Source organism: Phytohabitans houttuyneae (assembly GCF_011764425.1).
In the GTDB taxonomy this organism is placed as follows: Bacteria; Actinomycetota; Actinomycetes; order Mycobacteriales; family Micromonosporaceae; genus Phytohabitans; species Phytohabitans houttuyneae.
This window is the reverse complement of sequence record NZ_BLPF01000001.1, coordinates 1,844,616-1,862,210: the sequence shown is the minus strand read 5'-3', so window position 1 is coordinate 1,862,210 and position 17,595 is coordinate 1,844,616. Positions and strand designations below refer to the sequence as shown.

Genomic DNA, 17,595 nt, shown 5'->3' with positions numbered 1-17,595 from the left:
CAAGATCTCTATCGTGCTTGCTCCCCGCAACGGCGCTGCACTGTAGACGGACCCGCCCGAGGCTGCATCAAGCCGCGGTCCGGTCCGCCGGCGCCCACAAGCGGGCAGCGGCGGACCCGGAAAACCCAGCTAGCGCACCGCCGGTGCCGGCTCGGGTGCCGTCGCGGACGGGATCTCGTCCGGCACCTTCGCCAGCTTGCTCGGGTGCCACATGTGGCGGCCGATGTCCAGGTTGAGTGCGGTGACCAGCACCGCGCGGACGACGATCGTGTCCAGGAGGACGCCGAACGCCACCGCGAACCCGATCTCCGCGAACGCCGTCAGCGGCAGCGTCGCCAGCACCGCGAACGTGCCGGCCAGCACCACGCCCGCCGACGTGATCACGCCGCCCGTCGCGGCGAGGCCGATCAGGGCGGCCTTCTTGGTGCCGTGGCGGACGGACTCCTCGCGCACCCGGGTCATCAGGAAGATGTTGTAGTCGATGCCGAGCGCGACAAGGAACACGAACACGAACAGCGGCAGCGAGCTGTCCGCGCCGCCGAAGCCGAACACGTGCCGGAAGACCAGCGCGCTCACGCCCAGCGCCGCGGCGAAGGAGAGCACCACGGTCGCGACGAGCACGAGTGGGGCGATGATCGCGCGGAGCAGGATGCACAGGATCACCAGCACGACGAGCAGCACGATCGGGATGATCAGGTTGCGGTCGTGGCGGGCCGCGGTCTGCAGGTCGAGGTTGATCGCGGTCTGGCCGCCGACCTGGGCGTCCGCGCCAGGCACCGCGTGCACGCGGTCCCGTGCCCGTTCGACCGTGTCGTACGCCTCCGGGCTGTCCGGCGGCGACGTGAGCGTGCCCTCCAGGTAGGCCACGCCGTCGCGGACCACCGGCTCGCGCACCGAGGACGGCTCGATGCCCGGTGTACCGGCGAACGCGGTGCGCACCTCCGCCGCCTGCGCGGCGTTGCTGACCACGGCGACCGGGGTGCCGACGCCGGCCGGGAAGTGCCGCGCGAGCACCTCCTCGCCCACGATCGAGTCGGGGTTGCCGCGGAACGACTCCTTGTTGGTCAGGCCGGTCGCGTCGAGCTGGACCAGGCCGATCGCCATGATGGCGAGCACCACGCTCGTGGTGATCCAGGTGACGCGGGGCGCGCGGGCGATGCGGCGACCGACCTTGGCCCACACGCCGGTGGTGGTCGGCTCGGCGGTGCCCTCCTTCGGGCGCACCGGCCAGAAGATCCACCGGCCCACGGTGACCAGGAGCGCCGGGAGCAGCGTGAGCATGACCGCGAGGCCGACCACGATGCCGATCGCGGCGACGGGGCCGAGGCCGCGGGTGGAGTTCGTCTCGGCGAAGAGCAGGCAGATCATGCCGATCGCCACGGTGGCCGCGCTCGCGATGATCGCCGGGCCGGCGCGGTGCAGGGCGACCGCCATCGCCTCGTGCCGGTCGTGGTGGCGGCGCAGTTCTTCCCTATATCGGGCGACGAGCAGCAGCGCGTAGTCGGTGCCGGCGCCGAACACAAGCACTGTCAGGATGCCCGCGCTCTGCGAGTTGACGGTGAGGTCGGCGTGCTTGGCGAGCAGGTAGATCACCGCCTGGGCGCACGTGAGCGCGACGCCAGCAGAGATCACCGGGAGCAGCCACAGCACCGGGCTGCGGTAGGTGAACAGCAGGATCACCACGACCACCGCGATCGTGGCGAACAGCAGCGTGCTGTCTATGCCCTCGAACGCCTCGGCCGAGTCCGCGGCGCTGCCGGCGGGGCCGGTGACGTGCACCTCGAGGCCGTTGGCGCCCGACTCCGCGGTCGCCATGATCGAGTCGACCATGGAGCCGGCCAGCTCCCAGCCCTCGGGGCCGAGGTTGAGCGGCACGTAGATCTGGGCCGCCTGCCCGTCCGTCGAGAACGCGGGACCCTGCACCTGACCGTCGAGGTCCTCGAGCTGCCCGAACTGCTGCGCGTCGGCCGCCACCTTCGCCTTGTCGGCGTCGGTCAGGCCGGACGGGCGCTCGTAGACGACGACCGCGGGCAGCATGTCCGGTGAGGAGAACGCGGCCTGCTTGTCGAGCACCTGGGTGGACTCGGCGCTGCCCGGCAGCCAGGACTTGACCTGGTCATCCTGGACGCTGGACAGCTTGCCCGCGAGGGGACCGGCGATCGCGACGACCACCAGCCAGAACACGATGATGAGGTATTTCGTCCGGCGCCCGGTCAGCAGTCCGGCGAAGTTTCTGGTCATGAATCCCCCGTGGACACACGCATTCGATTCGGCTACATGTTGCGCCGTGCACGCCGGTCGCGCATCGTCAATACGCATCGGCTTACGCCCCTGATACCCCTAAGGGACGACGGACGTACCTGTCCGTTTTCAGAAATGCCCTCATTCCCTGCTCAGCGCCTGCTCGAGAAGCGTGGCGAGCGGGATCGACTCGCCGTCCCGTCCGCCGCGGCCGACCACGAGCGGCGGATCATCACCCCGGAGGGTGACGCCGGTGATGCGGGCCCGCAGGCTGGCCGGCACGGCGAGCAGGTGGAAGACGCCATCCTCAGCGACGGCTATCGATCGATCCGCTTTCAGGTACCAGCCCCGCAGCCCGGTCCGGTACCGGCCCCGGCCGCTGTACGCCCGCGCCACCAGCGGTTCCGTCGCCAGGCCCCGCTCGCGCGCCCGGCGGACGAAGTCGGCCACCAGCGCACGCGCCTGCGCGACCTCCACCGCCCTCAGGCGCTCTTGAGCTTCGGCGTGTACGGTGACCGCGTGGCGCCGACGCCTGTGCCACTCTGCCTGGTCGTCGGTGCTCATAGCCCGACCCTACGATCCCCCGTTGAGGAAGGGAGCAGCACCGTGCACGAGGGACGCTGCCATGGCGGCCCACTGGACGGTCAGGTGCGGATCAGTCGCTACCCCAGCGGGTTTCTCCTGGGCGACAAGCCCAGCGGGCGGGCGTGGTTCTACGACTGGCGCGACGGCGCCTTCCACGTCCGCGACCCCGAGCCGCAGCCGCTGACCGACGATCTCGCCATCGACTGCGCCATCGGCCAGGAGTACGACGTGCTCGCCCTGCCCGACCCATCCGCCGCCCCGGTGACCAGCGCCCGCGACGTGGCCCTCTCGGCCATCGCCGAGGCCGCGTCCGAGGCCGACGGTGACGACCTCGCCATCCTGGCCGGCAACCCCAACCCGAGCCGCATCTCCGCCGCCATCTGGCGACTGTGGACCGACTTCGACCGCTTCGAGCCTTCGGCGCTGCTCGGCGGGTGTATGCGGCGAAACCCGGCTACCACAACTACCGCAACGCGTTGCCACCGTCCGACTACTCGGTTCGCGACGTCGCCGCCGACCGCAAGGGCTCGGGCACGCTGGCGTCGGCGATCGACCTGAGCATGTCCGACGCCGCCATGCGCAACTACACGGGGCGGCTGGACAGCGCGGCCCGTTCGCGCGACCCACGCCTCTACACACCGCGCGGGCCGGTGCTGCGCGAGTTCATCGGCACGAAAAACAGCAGCACTGTCTACTGCTACGTGCTCACCGGCGGGCGGCCGCTCGGCGTCGGCGCCGACGCGGGGCCCGACCCGGGACGCGACGAGACCCACCTGTGGCACATCCACCTTTCGATCATCCGGCAGTTCTGTGAGGACTGGTCCGCCCTTGACGGTGTCCTGTCCGTGCTCCGCGGGGAGTCCCTCGCGGTCTGGCAGGGCAGATCGGAGTACAACGAGATGACCCCCCAGCAGGCCCAGCAGCTTCGGGACGCGCACTACACCACGGCAGTTGCCATCCCCAACCCCACCGGCGACGGCAAGGTGCCGCTGCACGTGTGGGCCGGTTGGATGACCGACGCGGTCAAGGCCCTCGCCACCGCCGTGGGCAACGTCGACGAGGAGACGAAGACTCAGCTCCAGCTCGACCTGACCAGCATCCAGGTCGGCATCGACGCGGTGCCCGACCAGGTCGTGCAGGCGTTCGGGCCGGGCGACGAGCCGGAGGACATCGCGCTGCGGCTGCGCGCCATGCTCGGCGACAAGGCCACGGCGGTCGGCCAGATCCTCGCTCGTGGCTGACGGATAAACCGTTAAGCGCGATTACAGTGGACAGCCTGGTGGCGGAGGCCGTGGGGCTCCGCCACCTGTGGTCCCGGCCCCTGGCATAGGCTGCGGAAATGAGCGGGTGCCGCGAGGCCACGGAGCGAGGTAGGGCATGGAGTTGACCCGCGCACAGCGCAGCGGACCGCGGACCGCCGTCGTCTGGGCGGCCCTGCGTCGCGAGATCGAGCGGCAGAGCGGCCGCGCGCTCACCGTGCTCGACGTGGGCGGCGGCACCGGCGGATTCGCCGTGCCGCTCGCCGAAGACGGCCACCGCGTGACGGTCGTCGACGCCAGCCCGGACGCGCTCGCCGCGCTGACCCGCCGGGCCGCGGAGGCCGGGGTCGCCGACCGGATCCGGGCCGTGCAGGGCGACGGCGACGCGCTCGCCGGCCTGGTCGAGCCGGGCGCGGCCGACCTGGTGCTGTGCCACTCCGTGCTGGAGGTCGTCGACAGCCCCGCCGGCGTGGTGGGCGCGGTCACCGCCGCGCTGCGCCCGGGTGGGGCGGCGAGCGTGCTCGTGGCCGGCAAGGCGGCCGCGGTGCTCGCCCGCGCGGTCAACGGCCATCTCGCCGACGCCGCGGCGCTCCTCACCGACCCGCACGGCTGCGCCGGACCCAAGGACACGCTGCGGCGGCGCTACGACGCGGAGACGGCCGCCGCGCTGCTGCGCTCCGCGGGGCTCGAGGTTTCCGAGATCCATGGGGTACGCGTGCTGGCCGACCTCCTGCCCGCCACGGTCGCCGACGGCGAACCCCAAGCGGTGATCGACCTGGAGATGGCGGCGGCTGCCCACCCGCCCTACCGGGACATCGCCGCCCAACTGCACCTCTTCGCCCGCCGCCCGGCCTCATGACCGTCGGGCCGCTCGACCACGTGCGGCCGGCCTACGGACGGGCCAGCCTCGCCGAGCTGCTGCCCAGCGCACTCGCGGTCCTCGGCGTCCCGGCGCCCGATCCGCTCGGCCTCACCGCCCGACTCGAGGGGGTACGCCGGATCGCCGTGCTCGTGGTCGACGGACTCGGCTCGTACCAAATCCCCTTGGCGACCCCTCACGCACCGACCCTGGGCGACGTGGCGCTCGCCGCCACGGACCTGACCTCCGTTTTTCCCTCGACGACGCCGGCGGGTCTCGCGTCGATCGGCGCGGGAGCCGTGCCCGGCGCGCACGGCCTGCTCGCCTTCACGGTGAACGTGCCGGGCACCGACCGGGTCCTCAACCACACCCAGTGGTGGGATGATCCCGACCCGCTGGTGTGGCAGCCCGTGCCCAGCCGGCTGGCCGTGGCGCGGGCGGCCGGCGTGGCGGTGAGCGTGGTGAGCCGCCCGGAGTACGCGGGGAGCGGCCTCACCGCGGCCGCCTGGCGCGGCGGCGACTACCGCGCGGCGCCCGACGTGGATTCGCTGGTCACCGGCATGCTCGACGGCCTCGCCGCCGACGGGCGGGCGCTGGTCGTGGGCTACCACCCGACGATCGACTCGGCCGGCCACCGCTTCGGCGTCGACTCGCCGGAGTGGCGGGCGGCGGTCTCCGAGCTCGACGGCCCGCTCGCGCGGCTTGTCGAAGGGCTGCCGGCCGACGCGGCGCTGCTCATCACCGCCGACCACGGGCAGCTCGACGTGCCCGGCGAGGGGCGGTACGACGTGGACGCCGACGCCCGCCTCAGCGCCGGCATCCGCGTGGTCGCCGGCGAGCCGCGGGTGCGCTACCTGCACACCCTCCCGGGCGCCACCGACGACGTGCTGGCGGCGTGGCGGGAGGTGCTCGGCGAGCACGCGTGGGTGGCGCCGCGCGAGGAGGTGGTCGAGGGCGGCTGGTTCGGCCGGGTGTCCGACGCCCACCTCGCCCGCATCGGCGACGTCGTGGTGACCAGCAACGGCCTCACCGCCGTGCTCGCCACCGCGCGAGAGCCGGAGACGGTGGCCAAGCTCGTGGCCTACCACGGCTCGTACACGGCGGCCGAGATGATGGTCCCGCTGATTGTCGTACGGGCGGTCTAGCCTGCGGTCATGGGTCGGAGCCAGGCGGTGCCGCGCGGCGATTCGCGCTTCGGTCCGGAGGGCGACGACAGCGGCAGCCCCATCCTCCACGTCGACATGGACGCGTTCTACGCGTCGGTCGAGGTGCACCGCGACCCCTCGCTGAAGGGGCGGCCCGTCGTGGTCGGCGGCGTGGGCCCGCGCGGCGTGGTCAGCTCCGCCAGCTACGAGGCGAGGGAGTTCGGCGTCCGCAGCGCGATGCCCACCGCCCGCGCGCGGGCTCTGTGCCCCGCCGCGGTGTTCATCCCGCCCGACTTCACGGCGTACACGGCGGCCTCCCGCGCGGTGATGGGCATCTTCCGCGACGTCACCCCGCTGGTCGAGCCGCTCTCGCTGGACGAGGCGTTTCTCGACGTGGCCGGCGCGCGGCGGCTGCTCGGGCCGCCCGCCGCCATCGCCCGCCTCATCCGCTCGCGGGTGCAGGATGAGCTGGGGCTAACGTGTTCGGTGGGCGTGGCGCCGACCAAGTTCGTGGCCAAGCTCGGCTCCACCCGCGCCAAGCCCGACGGCCTGCTCGTGGTGCCCGCCGACCAGGTGCTCGAGTTCCTCCACCCGCTGCCGGTGGCCGCGCTGTGGGGTGTGGGGGAGAAGGCGGCCGAGACGCTGGGCCGCCTCGGCCTTCGCACGGTCGGCGACGTCGCCCGCGCACCGGTGGGCATGCTGCGCAGCGGGCTCGGCGAGGCCGCCTCCACCCACTTGCACGAGCTGTCCTGGGGGCGTGATCCGCGACGGGTGACACCAGAGCTGGTTGACAAGTCCATTGGGGCGGAAGTGACGTTCGACACAGATGTGGCGGACCCCGCCGTGATCCGCCGCGCGCTGCTCTCCCTCTCCGAAAAGACCGGCGCCCGCCTGCGCCGCTCCGGCCAGGTGGGGCGCACCGTCTCCATCAAGGTGCGGATGGCCGACTTCCGCACGGTCAGCCGCTCCCGCACGCTGCCCGGACCGACCGACGTGGCACGCGAAATCTTCGACACGGCCTGGGCCCTGTGGGAGGCACTGGGAGTCGGCGGTGCCGCCGGGACCCGCCGCGCGGGCGCCGACCAGCAGGGCCTCGGCGGCCGGATCCGCCTGGTGGGGGTGCGGGTCGAGGGCCTGACCCAGGCCGGCGCCACCCCGCATCAGCCCGCGCTGGGCGAGCCCGAGCACGGCTGGCGGGACGCCGAGGCAGCCGTGGACGCGGCCGCGGCGAAGTTCGGCCGCGCGGTGGTTCGCCCGGCGAGCCTCCTCCGCCGCGCCGACGACGGCTGAGCGATCCGCATGTCCACTATCCGACCTCCGGCACGCTTGATCTGGCATTTCAGACGGCAGGTGACATGCTTTCTGCGACCCGGTGACCTGCGGTGGACCGAAAATCACTCAGGCCGTGGGTCGTCCCGCTTTCCGAGCCGCTTACCCCCTCGTAGACTGGCGGGTAAGCAGTCGGTTTGGCTGCCACGGTCTGTCGGTCCGCCCGGGCCGGCCTACGTGACCGGGGAGGAGTGCCGTGCCGCTCTCTGAGCATGAGCAGCGCCTGTTCGAGCAGATCGAGCAGTCGCTGGCCGAGGACCCGAAGTTCGCCTCGGCCGTTCGCGCCAGCGACCCGCGCTTCCATGCGCGACGTCGTCTGCTGCTCGCTGTCGGCGTTATCGCGGTCGGTCTCGCGTTGGTTGTCTACGGCACGGTTACAGAGCTGACACTGCTCGGCGTGGCGGGGTTCGTGGTCATGCTCAGCGCCGCGGCGTTCGCGATGCGTTCGCACCGCAAAGGACAGTCGCCCGCCGACCTCCGTGTCGTGGGAGGCACCACCTCCCGCCGCACCCGCGGTCGCCGGATGTCGTTCGTCGACCGCCTGGAGGAAAGGTGGCGTCAGCGGCCGGAAGGCCACCGCTGACCCAACCCCCTGAGGCGGTCCGCCGCTGAAGCCTGCCCGCGTTTGCCGATCTTCGCCTCCTCCGTCACCATGCCCTGACGCCCGCGCGCTCTTGTCGCGCGGAAGGTCAAACCCCATGAGCGGCGAGCTACCGCTTCACTGTCCGTCGTAGTCCGGCCCGTTGCGCGGACCCCTGGGGAAACGTGGAGCGCACCGGAGCGTTTTCTTGGGGTGCGTTCCCGCAGCCTCACCTTCCGCGGTCGACCAGCGTCACCCCAAAGGCAAGCCCCGACCCATCCGAGAGCTGTAGCGCCGCGCGCGTTGATCGAGGGGCCGGCACGACTGCCGCGCGAAATACGGCGATCGAGGGGTCGGCTACTCGCCAGCCCTTTGACGAGCCGCACCGATCGAGGGATGCGCTCGTGATGCCGCAGGAGCAGCGCGCGCGCCACACTCCCCTCGTGTGCGCGGGAGCCCTGGGCCAGGGCTGGCTCCTCGGCTGCCCCTCGCCGTTGATCAGGGACCTTGTGGGTGGACACGCCGGCCGACACGCCCACCAACTCCCTGATCAACAGTTGCCCAGCACGGTCGCGGTGGCCATGAGTGCGAGGGCGCGCCGCGGCGCTGGACCTGTGCCCACCCGCGCGATCACGGCTCTGCGGCTGACCGTGGACTGCCAGCAGTGTTCCTGCGCAGACCATGGTCACGCGAGCGAGGGGCGCCGAGGCGCGCGGGTGTCACCAGCGCCGGTCTCCGCGTTGATCAGGGAGTTGGTGGCGTGGGGCACGGCGCGTGGGCGAGGGCGACCGTGCGTGTGCAGGGCTGCGCTCACTGGACGGCGCGGTGACTGGTCTTGATGGCCTGGATCTTCACGTGGCCCACAGCCGGGTGAGGGCGTGCGAGCGCGGCAGCGCGGTCTTGTCGATGCTGTGAGAGGCCGGTGAGATCAGACTGCGCGGGGCCGGGCGGCGGGTGGTCCACGGCCGGCTGATGGCTGCGGCAGCGTGAGCGGCGTGGTCTTGTCGATGTTGCGCAGGCCGGTGAGCGTCAGGCGGTGCGGGGGCGGCGGTCGGGCCACCGCGGGGGTGGCAGCGTAGGTCGGGGAATTCGGCGAGCCCTGGCGAGCCGCCGACCGGAGCGGTGCCCGCGGGAGCATGCGGTCAGCTACTCGCGCGGACCGGGGCACATCCGCTGAATGAGGCCTCCGACGAGCCTTGGCCACCGACGAACGTGGCCGCCCTCCGGACGGAGGGCGGCCACTGTGGCAAGCGGGTCAGCGGGACGGGCGGGTGAGCAGGCGGCGCGGGCTCCACCGCATCAGGCCGTCGCGCATGCGGCCCGAGGTCAGGACCGTGCGGATCGAGCTCTCCACGATCGCCAGCCGCCACCGCAACAGCACCGACGGGGGCAGCAGCCGCGCCATCAGGCGGGTGCGGCGGTTGGCCCGGCTCGCCAGCGCCTTGCGGACCGCGCGCAGGCCCTCGCCGAGCCGGCCGGCCTGGAGTGGGTCGCGGGCGTACCGGGCGCGTTCCTCGGCCCGGCCCAGCAGGAGCGCCGCCTCGGCCGACGGGCCGTCGACGAGGCTCTCCCGGATCAGGCGGCCGGCCGTGGCGCGCGGGGTCTCGGTCAGGTCGATCGGCACGCCGTAGTCGACCATCGTGTCGATCAGCTCGGCCCAGGCGGCGTGCGCGTTTTCGCGGGCCCGCCCGGCTGCCGCCACGTCGGTGACCACGATGCGCGGGCCGTCGCCGCCGGCGGCGTCCGCACCCACCGCGGCCGCAGCCGCGCCCCCGCCTCCGCCGACCGACTGTCGCTGGCGGCGGAGCAGGCCGCGTCGCAGGGCCGGTACGGCCAGGAGGGCGAGCAGCAGGACCACCGCGCCGATCGTGAACCACGGCCACTTGGGCGTCGTCGGCGTGGTCGGCCCGATGCCGGCGCCGAGGTCGGCCTCGTCGTTGCCGTCATCCTGCGGGCCCAGGGTGCCGCCGCTCACCTCGGGTGCCGGCCCGCCGCTGACGCTCGCGGAGGGCTCGGGGTCCGGGGCCGCGTCGACGTCCGGCGCGTAGTCGGAGCGGACCGAACCCAGGACCGACGCCGCGGGCGTGGCGTCGAAGGGCACCCAGCCGTACGCCTCGCCGAAGTAGACCTCGGTCCACGCGTGCAGGTTTTTGTTCGTCAGCGTGAAGGAGTCGCCGTCGCGCTTGTTGCTGCCGCTGCTGAAGCCGAACGCCACCCGCGCGGGGATCCCGGCGGCCCGCACCATCCAGGCCATCGCCGCCGCGTACTGCTGGCAGAAGCCCCGGCGCTTGGTGAGGAAGTCGACGATGGCGGTACCGCCGGTGCCCTGCTCGGTCTGCAGGCTGTAGGTGAAGTTGTTCTTCACGGAGAAGAAGTCGTAGATCGCCCGAACCTTGTCGTACGGGGTCGTCTTGCCCTCGATCAGCTCGTTGACCTGCTCCTGCACCGTGTCGTTCGTCGGCATCGCGGTGTACGGCTTGACGAGCGGGTGGTCCGCCGGCAGTGGATCCGCCCGCCGCAGTGCCGACGCGCTGAACGACGTCTTCATGTACTCGACCGCGTACTTCTGCTTGCGCGCCGAGGACCCGCCCGAGTACACGACCTGCTGGTTGGGGTCGTAGAACCAGTTGCCCTTGAAGTTTTCGATGCCGACCGGCGAGGCGTAGATGGGCAGCAGGCCCATGTCGAAGTCTTCCGTTACCTCGATCGTCGCCCGGAACCTGTCGGTGCTCACGCCCGCCACGCCCGGCTCCTGGAAGGGCGGCAGCCCGTCCCTGAGGCGGCTGCTGGAGGTGCGGCGACCGTTGCGGAAGCCGTCCTGGGTCAGCTCGTCGGCGACGCCGAAGCGGATGTACTGCGGCTTTTCGTCGTTGGTGGTGACCTTGAGCATGTCGCGCTCTTTGCCCTGCTGCAGCTCGCCGCTCAGGTTGGCGAACAGGTCGACCCGGCCGCCGCCACCCCGCCCGTTGCCGCCCGGGCCGGAGCCGCCCGCCCCGAAGTTGGAGAGCAGGCCGGTGGTCATGCCGGGCACGGCGAGCGGCAGCAGCACGGCCAGCGCGACGCCCACCACGGCGAGGCGGCGGCCGGCGGCGGCCAGCGGCGACGGCTCCCACACGTCCACGTCGCGGCCGTCACCGGTGAAGCGGCGGCCGAAGCGGCGCACGCGGTCGACGTTGTCGGCGACGAGCAGCCACAGGAAGCCGGCCGCGCCGACGACGAAGGGGAGGGGGTGGACGCTGTCGGTGTAAACGGCGACGGGCACCGAGTAGATCGCCAGCATCGGCAGGCCGGCCAGCGCGGGCCGGCGCAGGCCGACGGTGAGCAGGTCGACGATGATCGCCACCGAGCCGACGCCCAGCACCGTGATGAACTGCAGGCCGACCCGGTCCGGCACGGGCACGCCGTAGGAGCGCATGTCGTCGACGGCGAAGTTCATCAGCTGGCCGAAGTGGGTGAACGTCCCGGGCATGGGGATGATCGCCAGCAGCTCCTCGCCGCTGGAGAACATCAGGGTCAGGACCAGGGTCAGCGTGACGATCATGCCGAGCAGCTGCGCCCACAGCGGCGCGCGCAGCGAACGGGCCAGCGTGGCCGCGCCGGCGATGAGCGCCACCGCCACGGCGCACTGGACCAGCCAGGTCCACCGCTCGAAGATCGTCGACAGTGGAGCGGCCGCGAGCAGTGTTGCCGCCGCCGCGACGAACCCCAGGTGCCGATCACGCACAGCTACCCAACCCTCCCGGGCCCGAAAGCCCGATATCTGCCAGCTGCCTCGTCACTGCGTTCCCCGGACCGGCCCTCGCCGGCCCTCGGCCGGGCCGATGCCCACCGTCTCGGCCATCGTCGCCCGCCACGCGAAGCCCTGCGACCCGCGGGCGGCCTGCGGCCAGAGCGCGGGCAGCTTGGCGCCGTGGGACACGCCCACCACACGCCAGCCGCTGCGCATCAGGCCGAGTGCGGCCGCGCCGTGCGCCCGGCCCGCCTCGATCCGGCTCTCCGGCGGGAGGTTGAGCCAGGTCGACGAGTCGATGAGGAACGCCACGCAGGTCGCGTTGTTGCCCCGCAGCCCGGCCAGCAGCTCGGACTCGGCGCTGGTCAGCGCTCCGAGCAGCGCGATCACCAGGCCGCCGTCGGAGCGCTTGCGCACCGCCTCGACGAGCTGGCCGACGTCGCCGCGCTTGTCCAGCCGCACGTCGGCGAGGTGGTCGAGCAGGATGCCCTCGCCACCCTCGGCCGCCTCGGCGTCGATGCCCGTGTCGGTGACCAGGCGCAGCTTGTACCCCGCCTGCCGCAGGTGCACCGCGATGCTGGCCGCCGCCGACACCGCCCACTCGAAGCTGGCCGTCGGGCCTTCGCCGCGGTGCGCGAACTGCCGGGTGTCGAGCACGACCGTGGCCCGGCTCTCCCAGGGCTGCTCCTCGCGGCGCACCATGAGCTCGCCGGTCCGGGCGGTCGACTTCCAGTGCACGCGCCGCAGGTCGTCGCCGCGCCGGTACTCCCGGGTCGCCGCGTCGTCCTCGCCGTGCACGGCCACCGAGCGGGCCCGGCTGTCGCCCGCCCCCGCGTACTCACCGGCGAGGCGGACGTTGGGCAGCGGATGCACCTGCGGGATCACGGTGAGCCGGTCGACGCTCGGGAACGAGCGGGTCAGCTCGCACAGCCCGAACGGGTCCGTCAGCCGCACCACGAGCGGGCCGACCTCGTACTTGCCGCGCACGTCCGCCCGCACCGTGTACGCCACCGAGCTGGCCTGGCGGGCGCCGAGCCGCTCGAGGACGACCCGTGGCCGGCTGCCCAGCGCGTACGGCAGGCGGTCTTCCAGCAGCAGCGTGCCGGTGGGCAGGCGGGACATGTTCTGCAGGCGCAGCACCACGCGGGCGCTGGCACCGACCGGCGCGCGGTGCGGCTCCAGCGAGCGGCTGCAGGCGAGCCGGTACCGGCTGCGTCCCACGTACGCCGCGGCCAGCAGCGGCAGGATCGCCAGCAGGATCGCGACCCGCAGCAGGTCCTTTTCGCCCAGGATGACCGCGGACACGGCCGCCGCCGCGGCCGCCGCGAGGAACGAACGGCCGCGCGTGGTCAGCCCGCGCAGCGCTTCGCGCACTGTCAGCCCCTCCGGGGGTCGTACTGGGCGCGCCCGTCACCCGCCGGCGGCCGCGTGTCGTACGGCGAGCGCTGGCGCTCGTGGGGGAGCGGGAGGCGGTGCACGATGTCCGCGATGATCGCGTCGGTCGTGCGGCGGGCCAGCTGCGCGTCCGCGGTGGGGATGATGCGGTGCGCCATCACCGGCACGGCAAGCGTCTGCAGGTCGTCGGGGAGCACGTAGTCGCGCCCTTCGAGCGCGGCGACCGCGCGGGCGGTGCGCAGCAGCTGGAGGGTGGACCGGGGGGATGCGCCCAGCCGCAGGTCGGGCGCCTCGCGGGTCGCGGTCACGAGGTTGACCGCGTACTGCTTGACGGCGTCGGCCACGTGCACCTCACGCACGGTCGCGATGAGACGGCGCACGGTGGCGGCGTCCGAGACCGGCTTGAGCGCGACGATCGGGTCGCGGGTGCCGTGCACGTCGAGCATCGCGAGCTCGGCGCCCGGGTCGGGGTAGCCCATCGCGATCCGGGCGGTGAACCGGTCGCGCTGCGCCTCGGGAAGGGGGTAGGTGCCTTCCATCTCGATCGGGTTCTGCGTCGCGATCACCATGAACGGCGTCTGCAGCTCGTACGTCGTGCCGTCGACGGTGACCTGCCGCTCCTCCATGCTCTCCAGGAGCGCGGACTGTGTCTTCGGCGAGGCCCGGTTGATTTCGTCGCCCACCACGAGGTTGGCGAAGACGGCGCCCGGCTTGAACTCGAAGTCGTGGGTCTCCTGGTTGTAGACGCTCACGCCGGTCACGTCGCTGGGCAGCAGGTCGGGGGTGAACTGGATCCGCCGCACGGAACAGTCGATCGACCGGGCCATCGCCTTGGCGAGCTTCGTCTTGCCGACACCGGGGACATCCTCGATCAGGAGGTGGCCCTCGGCCAGGAGGACTGCCAATGCGAGGCGCACCGTAGCGGTCTTGCCCTCGATGACCTGCTCGATGTTGGCCACGATGGCGTCGCTGGCCGCGCGGAACTCCGCGCCGGACAGAGGGCTGCCAACCTGGTCCCAGGATGGTTGTGTCACGGGCCTCCTCCTCGTTTACCACGGCTTCCCTTATAGATACGCAAGGGTCCCCGGATGGTTCGCGGGAATGCTGGCCGGGATGTGACGGACCACCCGCATGTGCACAGGCTAGCCCTGTCGGTGGAATTCGCCGAGTCGGTCATGACGGCCGCGTAGTACACTGCCGTCATGGCCAGGGCCTACCTGCTTCTTACCTAGCCGCGCCCTCGACGCCCCCGTCGACAGCGCGGCAGCCCCTCCTGTGTGAGGGGCATTTTTATGTCCCCTGGCAGGCCCAGCTGCGCCCCGATCGCGGGCTGTGCCGCCGCCCTGACGAGAATGGCCCTGGAGGTAGAAAAATGAGCGAAGAGGCCGCGGACATTCCGCCCTTCCGATACACGGCGGCGCTGGCCGGTGAGATAGAGGTGCGCTGGCAGGACTTCTGGGAGGCGCACGGCACCTTCGACGCGCCCAACCCGACCGGCGACCTGGCCGACCCCGGGCACCCCCGCGCCGGCGCCCCGAAGCTGCACGTGCAGGACATGTTCCCGTACCCGTCCGGCGCCGGCCTGCACGTCGGCCACCCGCTGGGATATATAGGTACCGACTCGTACACACGGTACAAGCGGATGGCCGGGTACAACGTGCTGCACCCGATGGGGTTCGACGCGTTCGGCCTGCCCGCCGAGCAGTACGCGGTGCAGACCGGCACCCACCCGCGGATCACCACCGAGGCCAACGTCGAGCGGTACCGCGGCCAGCTGCGCCGCCTGGGCCTGGGCTACGACAGCCGGCGGTGGGTGGCGACGACCGACGTCGAGTACTACCGGTGGACGCAGTGGATCTTCCTGCAGATCTTCAACTCGTGGTACGACGCCGACCAGCGCAAGGCCCGCCCGATCGAGGAGCTGATCTCGGCGTACGAGGCCGGCGAGCGCGTCACGCCGGACGGCCGCCCGTGGAGTGAGCTGTCCGCGGTCGAGCGCCGCCGGATCGTCGACGACCACCGCCTGGCGTACGTGTCGGAGGCGCCGGTCAACTGGTGCCCCGGCCTGGGCACCGTGCTGGCCAACGAGGAGGTCACGCCGGACGGGCGCAGCGAGCGCGGCAACTACCCGGTCTTCCAGCGCAGCCTGAAGCAGTGGATGATGCGGATCACCGCGTACGGCGACCGCCTGGTCGAGGACCTGGACACATTGGACTGGCCCGAGCCGGTCAAGCTGATGCAGCGCAACTGGATCGGCCGCTCGACCGGCGCGCACATCGCGTTCCCGACGGATGTGGCGCCGATCCGGGTCTTCACGACGCGGCCGGACACCGTGTTCGGCGCGACCTACATGGTGCTGGCGCCCGAGCACGAGCTGGTCGACCAGCTGGTCCCGGAGCAGTGGCCCGCTGGCACGCACGAGGTCTGGACCGGCGGGCACGCGACGCCGGCCGAGGCCGTGGCGGAGTACCGCCGCGCCGCCGCCGCGAAGACCGAGGCCGAGCGGACCGCGGAGAGCAAGGAGAAGACCGGCGTCTTCGTCGGGGCGTACGCGACGAACCCGGTCAACGAGGAGCGCATCCCGGTCTTCATCGCCGACTACGTGCTGGCCGGCTACGGGACGGGCGCCATCATGGCGGTGCCGGGGCAGGACGAGCGCGACTGGGAGTTCGCCGAGGTCTTCGAGCTGCCGATCGTCCGCACCGTCCAGCCGCCGGCCGACTTCGACGGCAAGGCGTACACCGGGGAAGGTCCCGCGATAAACAGTGCCTTCCTGGACGGGCTGGGCATCGCGGACGCCAAGGCGCGGATCATCGAGTGGCTGGAGACGCACCAGGTCGGCGCAGGCGCGGTGACGTACCGGCTGCGCGACTGGCTGTTCAGCCGCCAGCGCTACTGGGGTGAGCCGTTCCCGATCGTGTACGACGAGACCGGCCTGCCGGTCGCGCTGCCCGACGCGATGCTGCCGGTCGAGCTGCCCGAAGTGGACAACTTCTCGCCGCGCACCTTCGACCCTGACGACGCCGCCTCCACCCCGGAGACGCCGCTGTCCCGCGCGCAGGAGTGGGTCGAGGTCGAGCTGGACCTGGGTGACGGCCCGAAGCGGTACACGCGGGAGACCAACACGATGCCCCAGTGGGCCGGCTCCTGCTGGTACGAGCTGCGCTACCTGGACCCGCGCAACGACAAGGCGCTGGTCGACCCGGAGATCGAGCGGTACTGGCTGGGCCCGCAGTTCCCCGGCGACTGCGGCGGCGTCGACCTGTACATCGGCGGGATGGAGCACGCGGTGCTGCACCTGCTGTACGCCCGCTTCTGGCACAAGGTGCTGTTCGACCTGGGCCACGTCTCGTCGTTCGAGCCGTTCCGCCGGCTGTTCAACCAGGGCTACATCCAGGCGTACGCGTACCGCGACGCACGGGGTGTCGCCGTGCCGGCCGAAGAGGTCGAGGAGCGCGACGGCAAGTACTTCTACGAGGGCCTGGAGGTCTTCCGCGAGTACGGCAAGATGGGCAAGTCGCTGAAGAACGTCGTGACTCCGGACGAGATGTGCGAGGCGTACGGAGCCGACACGTTCCGGGTGTACGAGATGGCGATGGGCCCGCTGGACGTCTCCCGCCCGTGGGAGACGCGGGCGGTGGTCGGCTCGCAGCGCTTCCTGCAGCGGGTGTGGCGGCTGGTGGTCGACGAGAGCTCCGGCGCGACCCGGGTCGTCGACGAGCCGGCCGACGACAAGACGCGGCGGGTGCTGCACAAGGTGATCGACGGCGTGCGCAACGACATGGACGAGCTGCGCTTCAACACCGCGATCGCCAAGCTGATCGAGCTGACCAACGCGGTCACGCCGCTGCCGGCCACGCCGCGCGAGGTGGCCGAGCCGCTGGTGCTGATGCTGTCGCCGTTCGCCCCGCACATCGCCGAGGAGCTGTGGCAGAAGCTGGGCCACTCGGGCTCCCTGGCGTACGTCGAGTTTCCGGTCGCCGACCCGGCGCTGCTGGTGGCGGACTCGGTCACGTACCCGGTGCAGGTCAACGGCAAGGTCCGCGGGCGGGTCGAGATCTCCGCGAGCGCCGAGGAGGAGTCGGTGCGCGAGGCGGCGCTGGCCGCGGTCGGTGATCACCTGGGCGGCCGCGACCCGCGCAAGGTGATCGTGGTGCCCGGCCGCATGGTGAGCATCGTGGTCTAGGTCTCGCTTGATACCCCCAGGGGGTACGGGGTATCGTGACGGCATGGAGACGAAGACCTTTGCCGTCAGCGGTATGACCTGTGCCCACTGCGTCGGCTCGGTGAGCGCCGAGGTCGGGCAGATCCCCGGCGTCACCGACGTGTCGGTCGACCTCGCCAGCGGCGCGGTCACCGTGACCAGCGACCGCCCCGTCGACGACGCCGCCGTGCGCGCCGCGGTCGACGAGGCGGGCTACGAGCTGGTCGGCTAGTCCTTCCTGGTCCGCCCGCGCAGCGGGCGGACCAGG

At 72.1% G+C, this 17,595-nt stretch carries 13 protein-coding genes; 8 read left to right on the top strand and 5 right to left on the bottom strand.

Translation table 11 applies throughout. The annotated features are described in order from the left end of the window. Window positions 1-129: 129 nt before the first annotated feature. Both Phou_RS08425 and Phou_RS08420 read right to left on the bottom strand, forming a co-directional pair. Window positions 130-2,241 carry an MMPL family transporter gene (locus tag Phou_RS08425; RefSeq protein ID WP_173055063.1) on the bottom strand — a complete coding sequence of 704 codons (2,112 nt, stop codon included), beginning with the start codon at window positions 2,239-2,241 and terminating at the stop codon, window positions 130-132. A 141-nt stretch (window positions 2,242-2,382) separates the two neighbouring features. Continuing rightward, a complete protein-coding gene (locus Phou_RS08420; protein ID WP_173055062.1) occupies window positions 2,383-2,805 on the bottom strand; it encodes a hypothetical protein in 423 nt (140 codons plus the stop codon). A 42-nt stretch (window positions 2,806-2,847) separates the two neighbouring features. Here Phou_RS08420 and Phou_RS08415 point away from each other — a divergent pair, with 42 nt between their 5' ends. The 6 genes from Phou_RS08415 to Phou_RS08390 all read left to right on the top strand — a co-directional run bounded on the left by Phou_RS08415 (window position 2,848) and on the right by Phou_RS08390 (window position 8,001). Continuing rightward, window positions 2,848-3,384: a hypothetical protein gene (locus Phou_RS08415; RefSeq protein WP_173055061.1), complete on the top strand. Its 537-nt coding sequence runs from the start codon at window positions 2,848-2,850 to the stop codon at window positions 3,382-3,384. Beyond that, window positions 3,303-4,067, top strand: a complete 765-nt coding sequence (locus tag Phou_RS08410) for a hypothetical protein (protein ID WP_173055060.1) — start codon at window positions 3,303-3,305, stop codon at window positions 4,065-4,067. The genes Phou_RS08415 and Phou_RS08410 overlap by 82 nt, the downstream gene beginning before the upstream one ends. A gap of 136 nt (window positions 4,068-4,203) precedes the next feature. Next, window positions 4,204-4,944, top strand: coding sequence for a methyltransferase domain-containing protein (locus Phou_RS08405; protein WP_173055059.1), 741 nt, complete (start codon window positions 4,204-4,206; stop codon window positions 4,942-4,944). Beyond that, window positions 4,941-6,089 (top strand): alkaline phosphatase family protein, encoded by a 1,149-nt coding sequence (locus Phou_RS08400; RefSeq protein ID WP_173055057.1) that lies wholly within the window; start codon window positions 4,941-4,943, stop codon window positions 6,087-6,089. The genes Phou_RS08405 and Phou_RS08400 overlap by 4 nt, the downstream gene beginning before the upstream one ends. A gap of 9 nt (window positions 6,090-6,098) precedes the next feature. Continuing rightward, window positions 6,099-7,379, top strand: a complete 1,281-nt coding sequence (dinB, locus tag Phou_RS08395) for a DNA polymerase IV (RefSeq protein WP_173055056.1) — start codon at window positions 6,099-6,101, stop codon at window positions 7,377-7,379. A gap of 235 nt (window positions 7,380-7,614) precedes the next feature. Beyond that, complete coding sequence (locus Phou_RS08390) at window positions 7,615-8,001, top strand: SCO2097 family morphological protein (protein ID WP_173055053.1); 387 nt, start codon at window positions 7,615-7,617, stop codon at window positions 7,999-8,001. Between the two features lie 1,252 nt (window positions 8,002-9,253). On the opposite strand, the gene Phou_RS08385 is transcribed toward Phou_RS08390, so the two are convergent. The 3 genes from Phou_RS08385 to Phou_RS08375 are packed head-to-tail and all read right to left on the bottom strand — an operon-like array spanning window position 9,254 to window position 14,157. Next, window positions 9,254-11,722 carry a transglutaminase TgpA family protein gene (locus Phou_RS08385; RefSeq protein WP_173055051.1) on the bottom strand — a complete coding sequence of 823 codons (2,469 nt, stop codon included), beginning with the start codon at window positions 11,720-11,722 and terminating at the stop codon, window positions 9,254-9,256. Between the two features lie 51 nt (window positions 11,723-11,773). Then, window positions 11,774-13,102, bottom strand: coding sequence for a DUF58 domain-containing protein (locus tag Phou_RS08380; RefSeq protein WP_173055049.1), 1,329 nt, complete (start codon window positions 13,100-13,102; stop codon window positions 11,774-11,776). A 2-nt stretch (window positions 13,103-13,104) separates the two neighbouring features. After that, window positions 13,105-14,157, bottom strand: a complete 1,053-nt coding sequence (locus Phou_RS08375) for an AAA family ATPase (RefSeq protein WP_173055047.1) — start codon at window positions 14,155-14,157, stop codon at window positions 13,105-13,107. A gap of 338 nt (window positions 14,158-14,495) precedes the next feature. Here Phou_RS08375 and leuS point away from each other — a divergent pair, with 338 nt between their 5' ends. Then, window positions 14,496-17,309 carry a leucine--tRNA ligase gene (gene leuS, locus Phou_RS08370; RefSeq protein WP_173055045.1) on the top strand — a complete coding sequence of 938 codons (2,814 nt, stop codon included), beginning with the start codon at window positions 14,496-14,498 and terminating at the stop codon, window positions 17,307-17,309. Between the two features lie 43 nt (window positions 17,310-17,352). Next, on the top strand, window positions 17,353-17,559 hold the full coding sequence (locus tag Phou_RS08365; protein ID WP_173055037.1) for a heavy-metal-associated domain-containing protein: 207 nt from the start codon (window positions 17,353-17,355) through the stop codon (window positions 17,557-17,559). Window positions 17,560-17,595 lie beyond the last annotated feature (36 nt).

Bases quoted from the DNA above. Each gene is read 5' to 3' on its own strand.
- Phou_RS08420 (WP_173055062.1), bottom strand. From the start codon at position 2,805: ATGAGCACCGACGACCAGGCAGAGTGGCACAGGCGTCGGCGCCACGCG.
- leuS (WP_173055045.1), top strand. From the start codon at position 14,496: ATGAGCGAAGAGGCCGCGGACATTCCGCCCTTCCGATACACGGCGGCG.
- dinB (WP_173055056.1), top strand. From the start codon at position 6,099: ATGGGTCGGAGCCAGGCGGTGCCGCGCGGCGATTCGCGCTTCGGTCCG.
- Phou_RS08425 (WP_173055063.1), bottom strand. From the start codon at position 2,241: ATGACCAGAAACTTCGCCGGACTGCTGACCGGGCGCCGGACGAAATAC.
- Phou_RS08365 (WP_173055037.1), top strand. From the start codon at position 17,353: ATGGAGACGAAGACCTTTGCCGTCAGCGGTATGACCTGTGCCCACTGC.
- Phou_RS08400 (WP_173055057.1), top strand. From the start codon at position 4,941: ATGACCGTCGGGCCGCTCGACCACGTGCGGCCGGCCTACGGACGGGCC.
- Phou_RS08405 (WP_173055059.1), top strand. From the start codon at position 4,204: ATGGAGTTGACCCGCGCACAGCGCAGCGGACCGCGGACCGCCGTCGTC.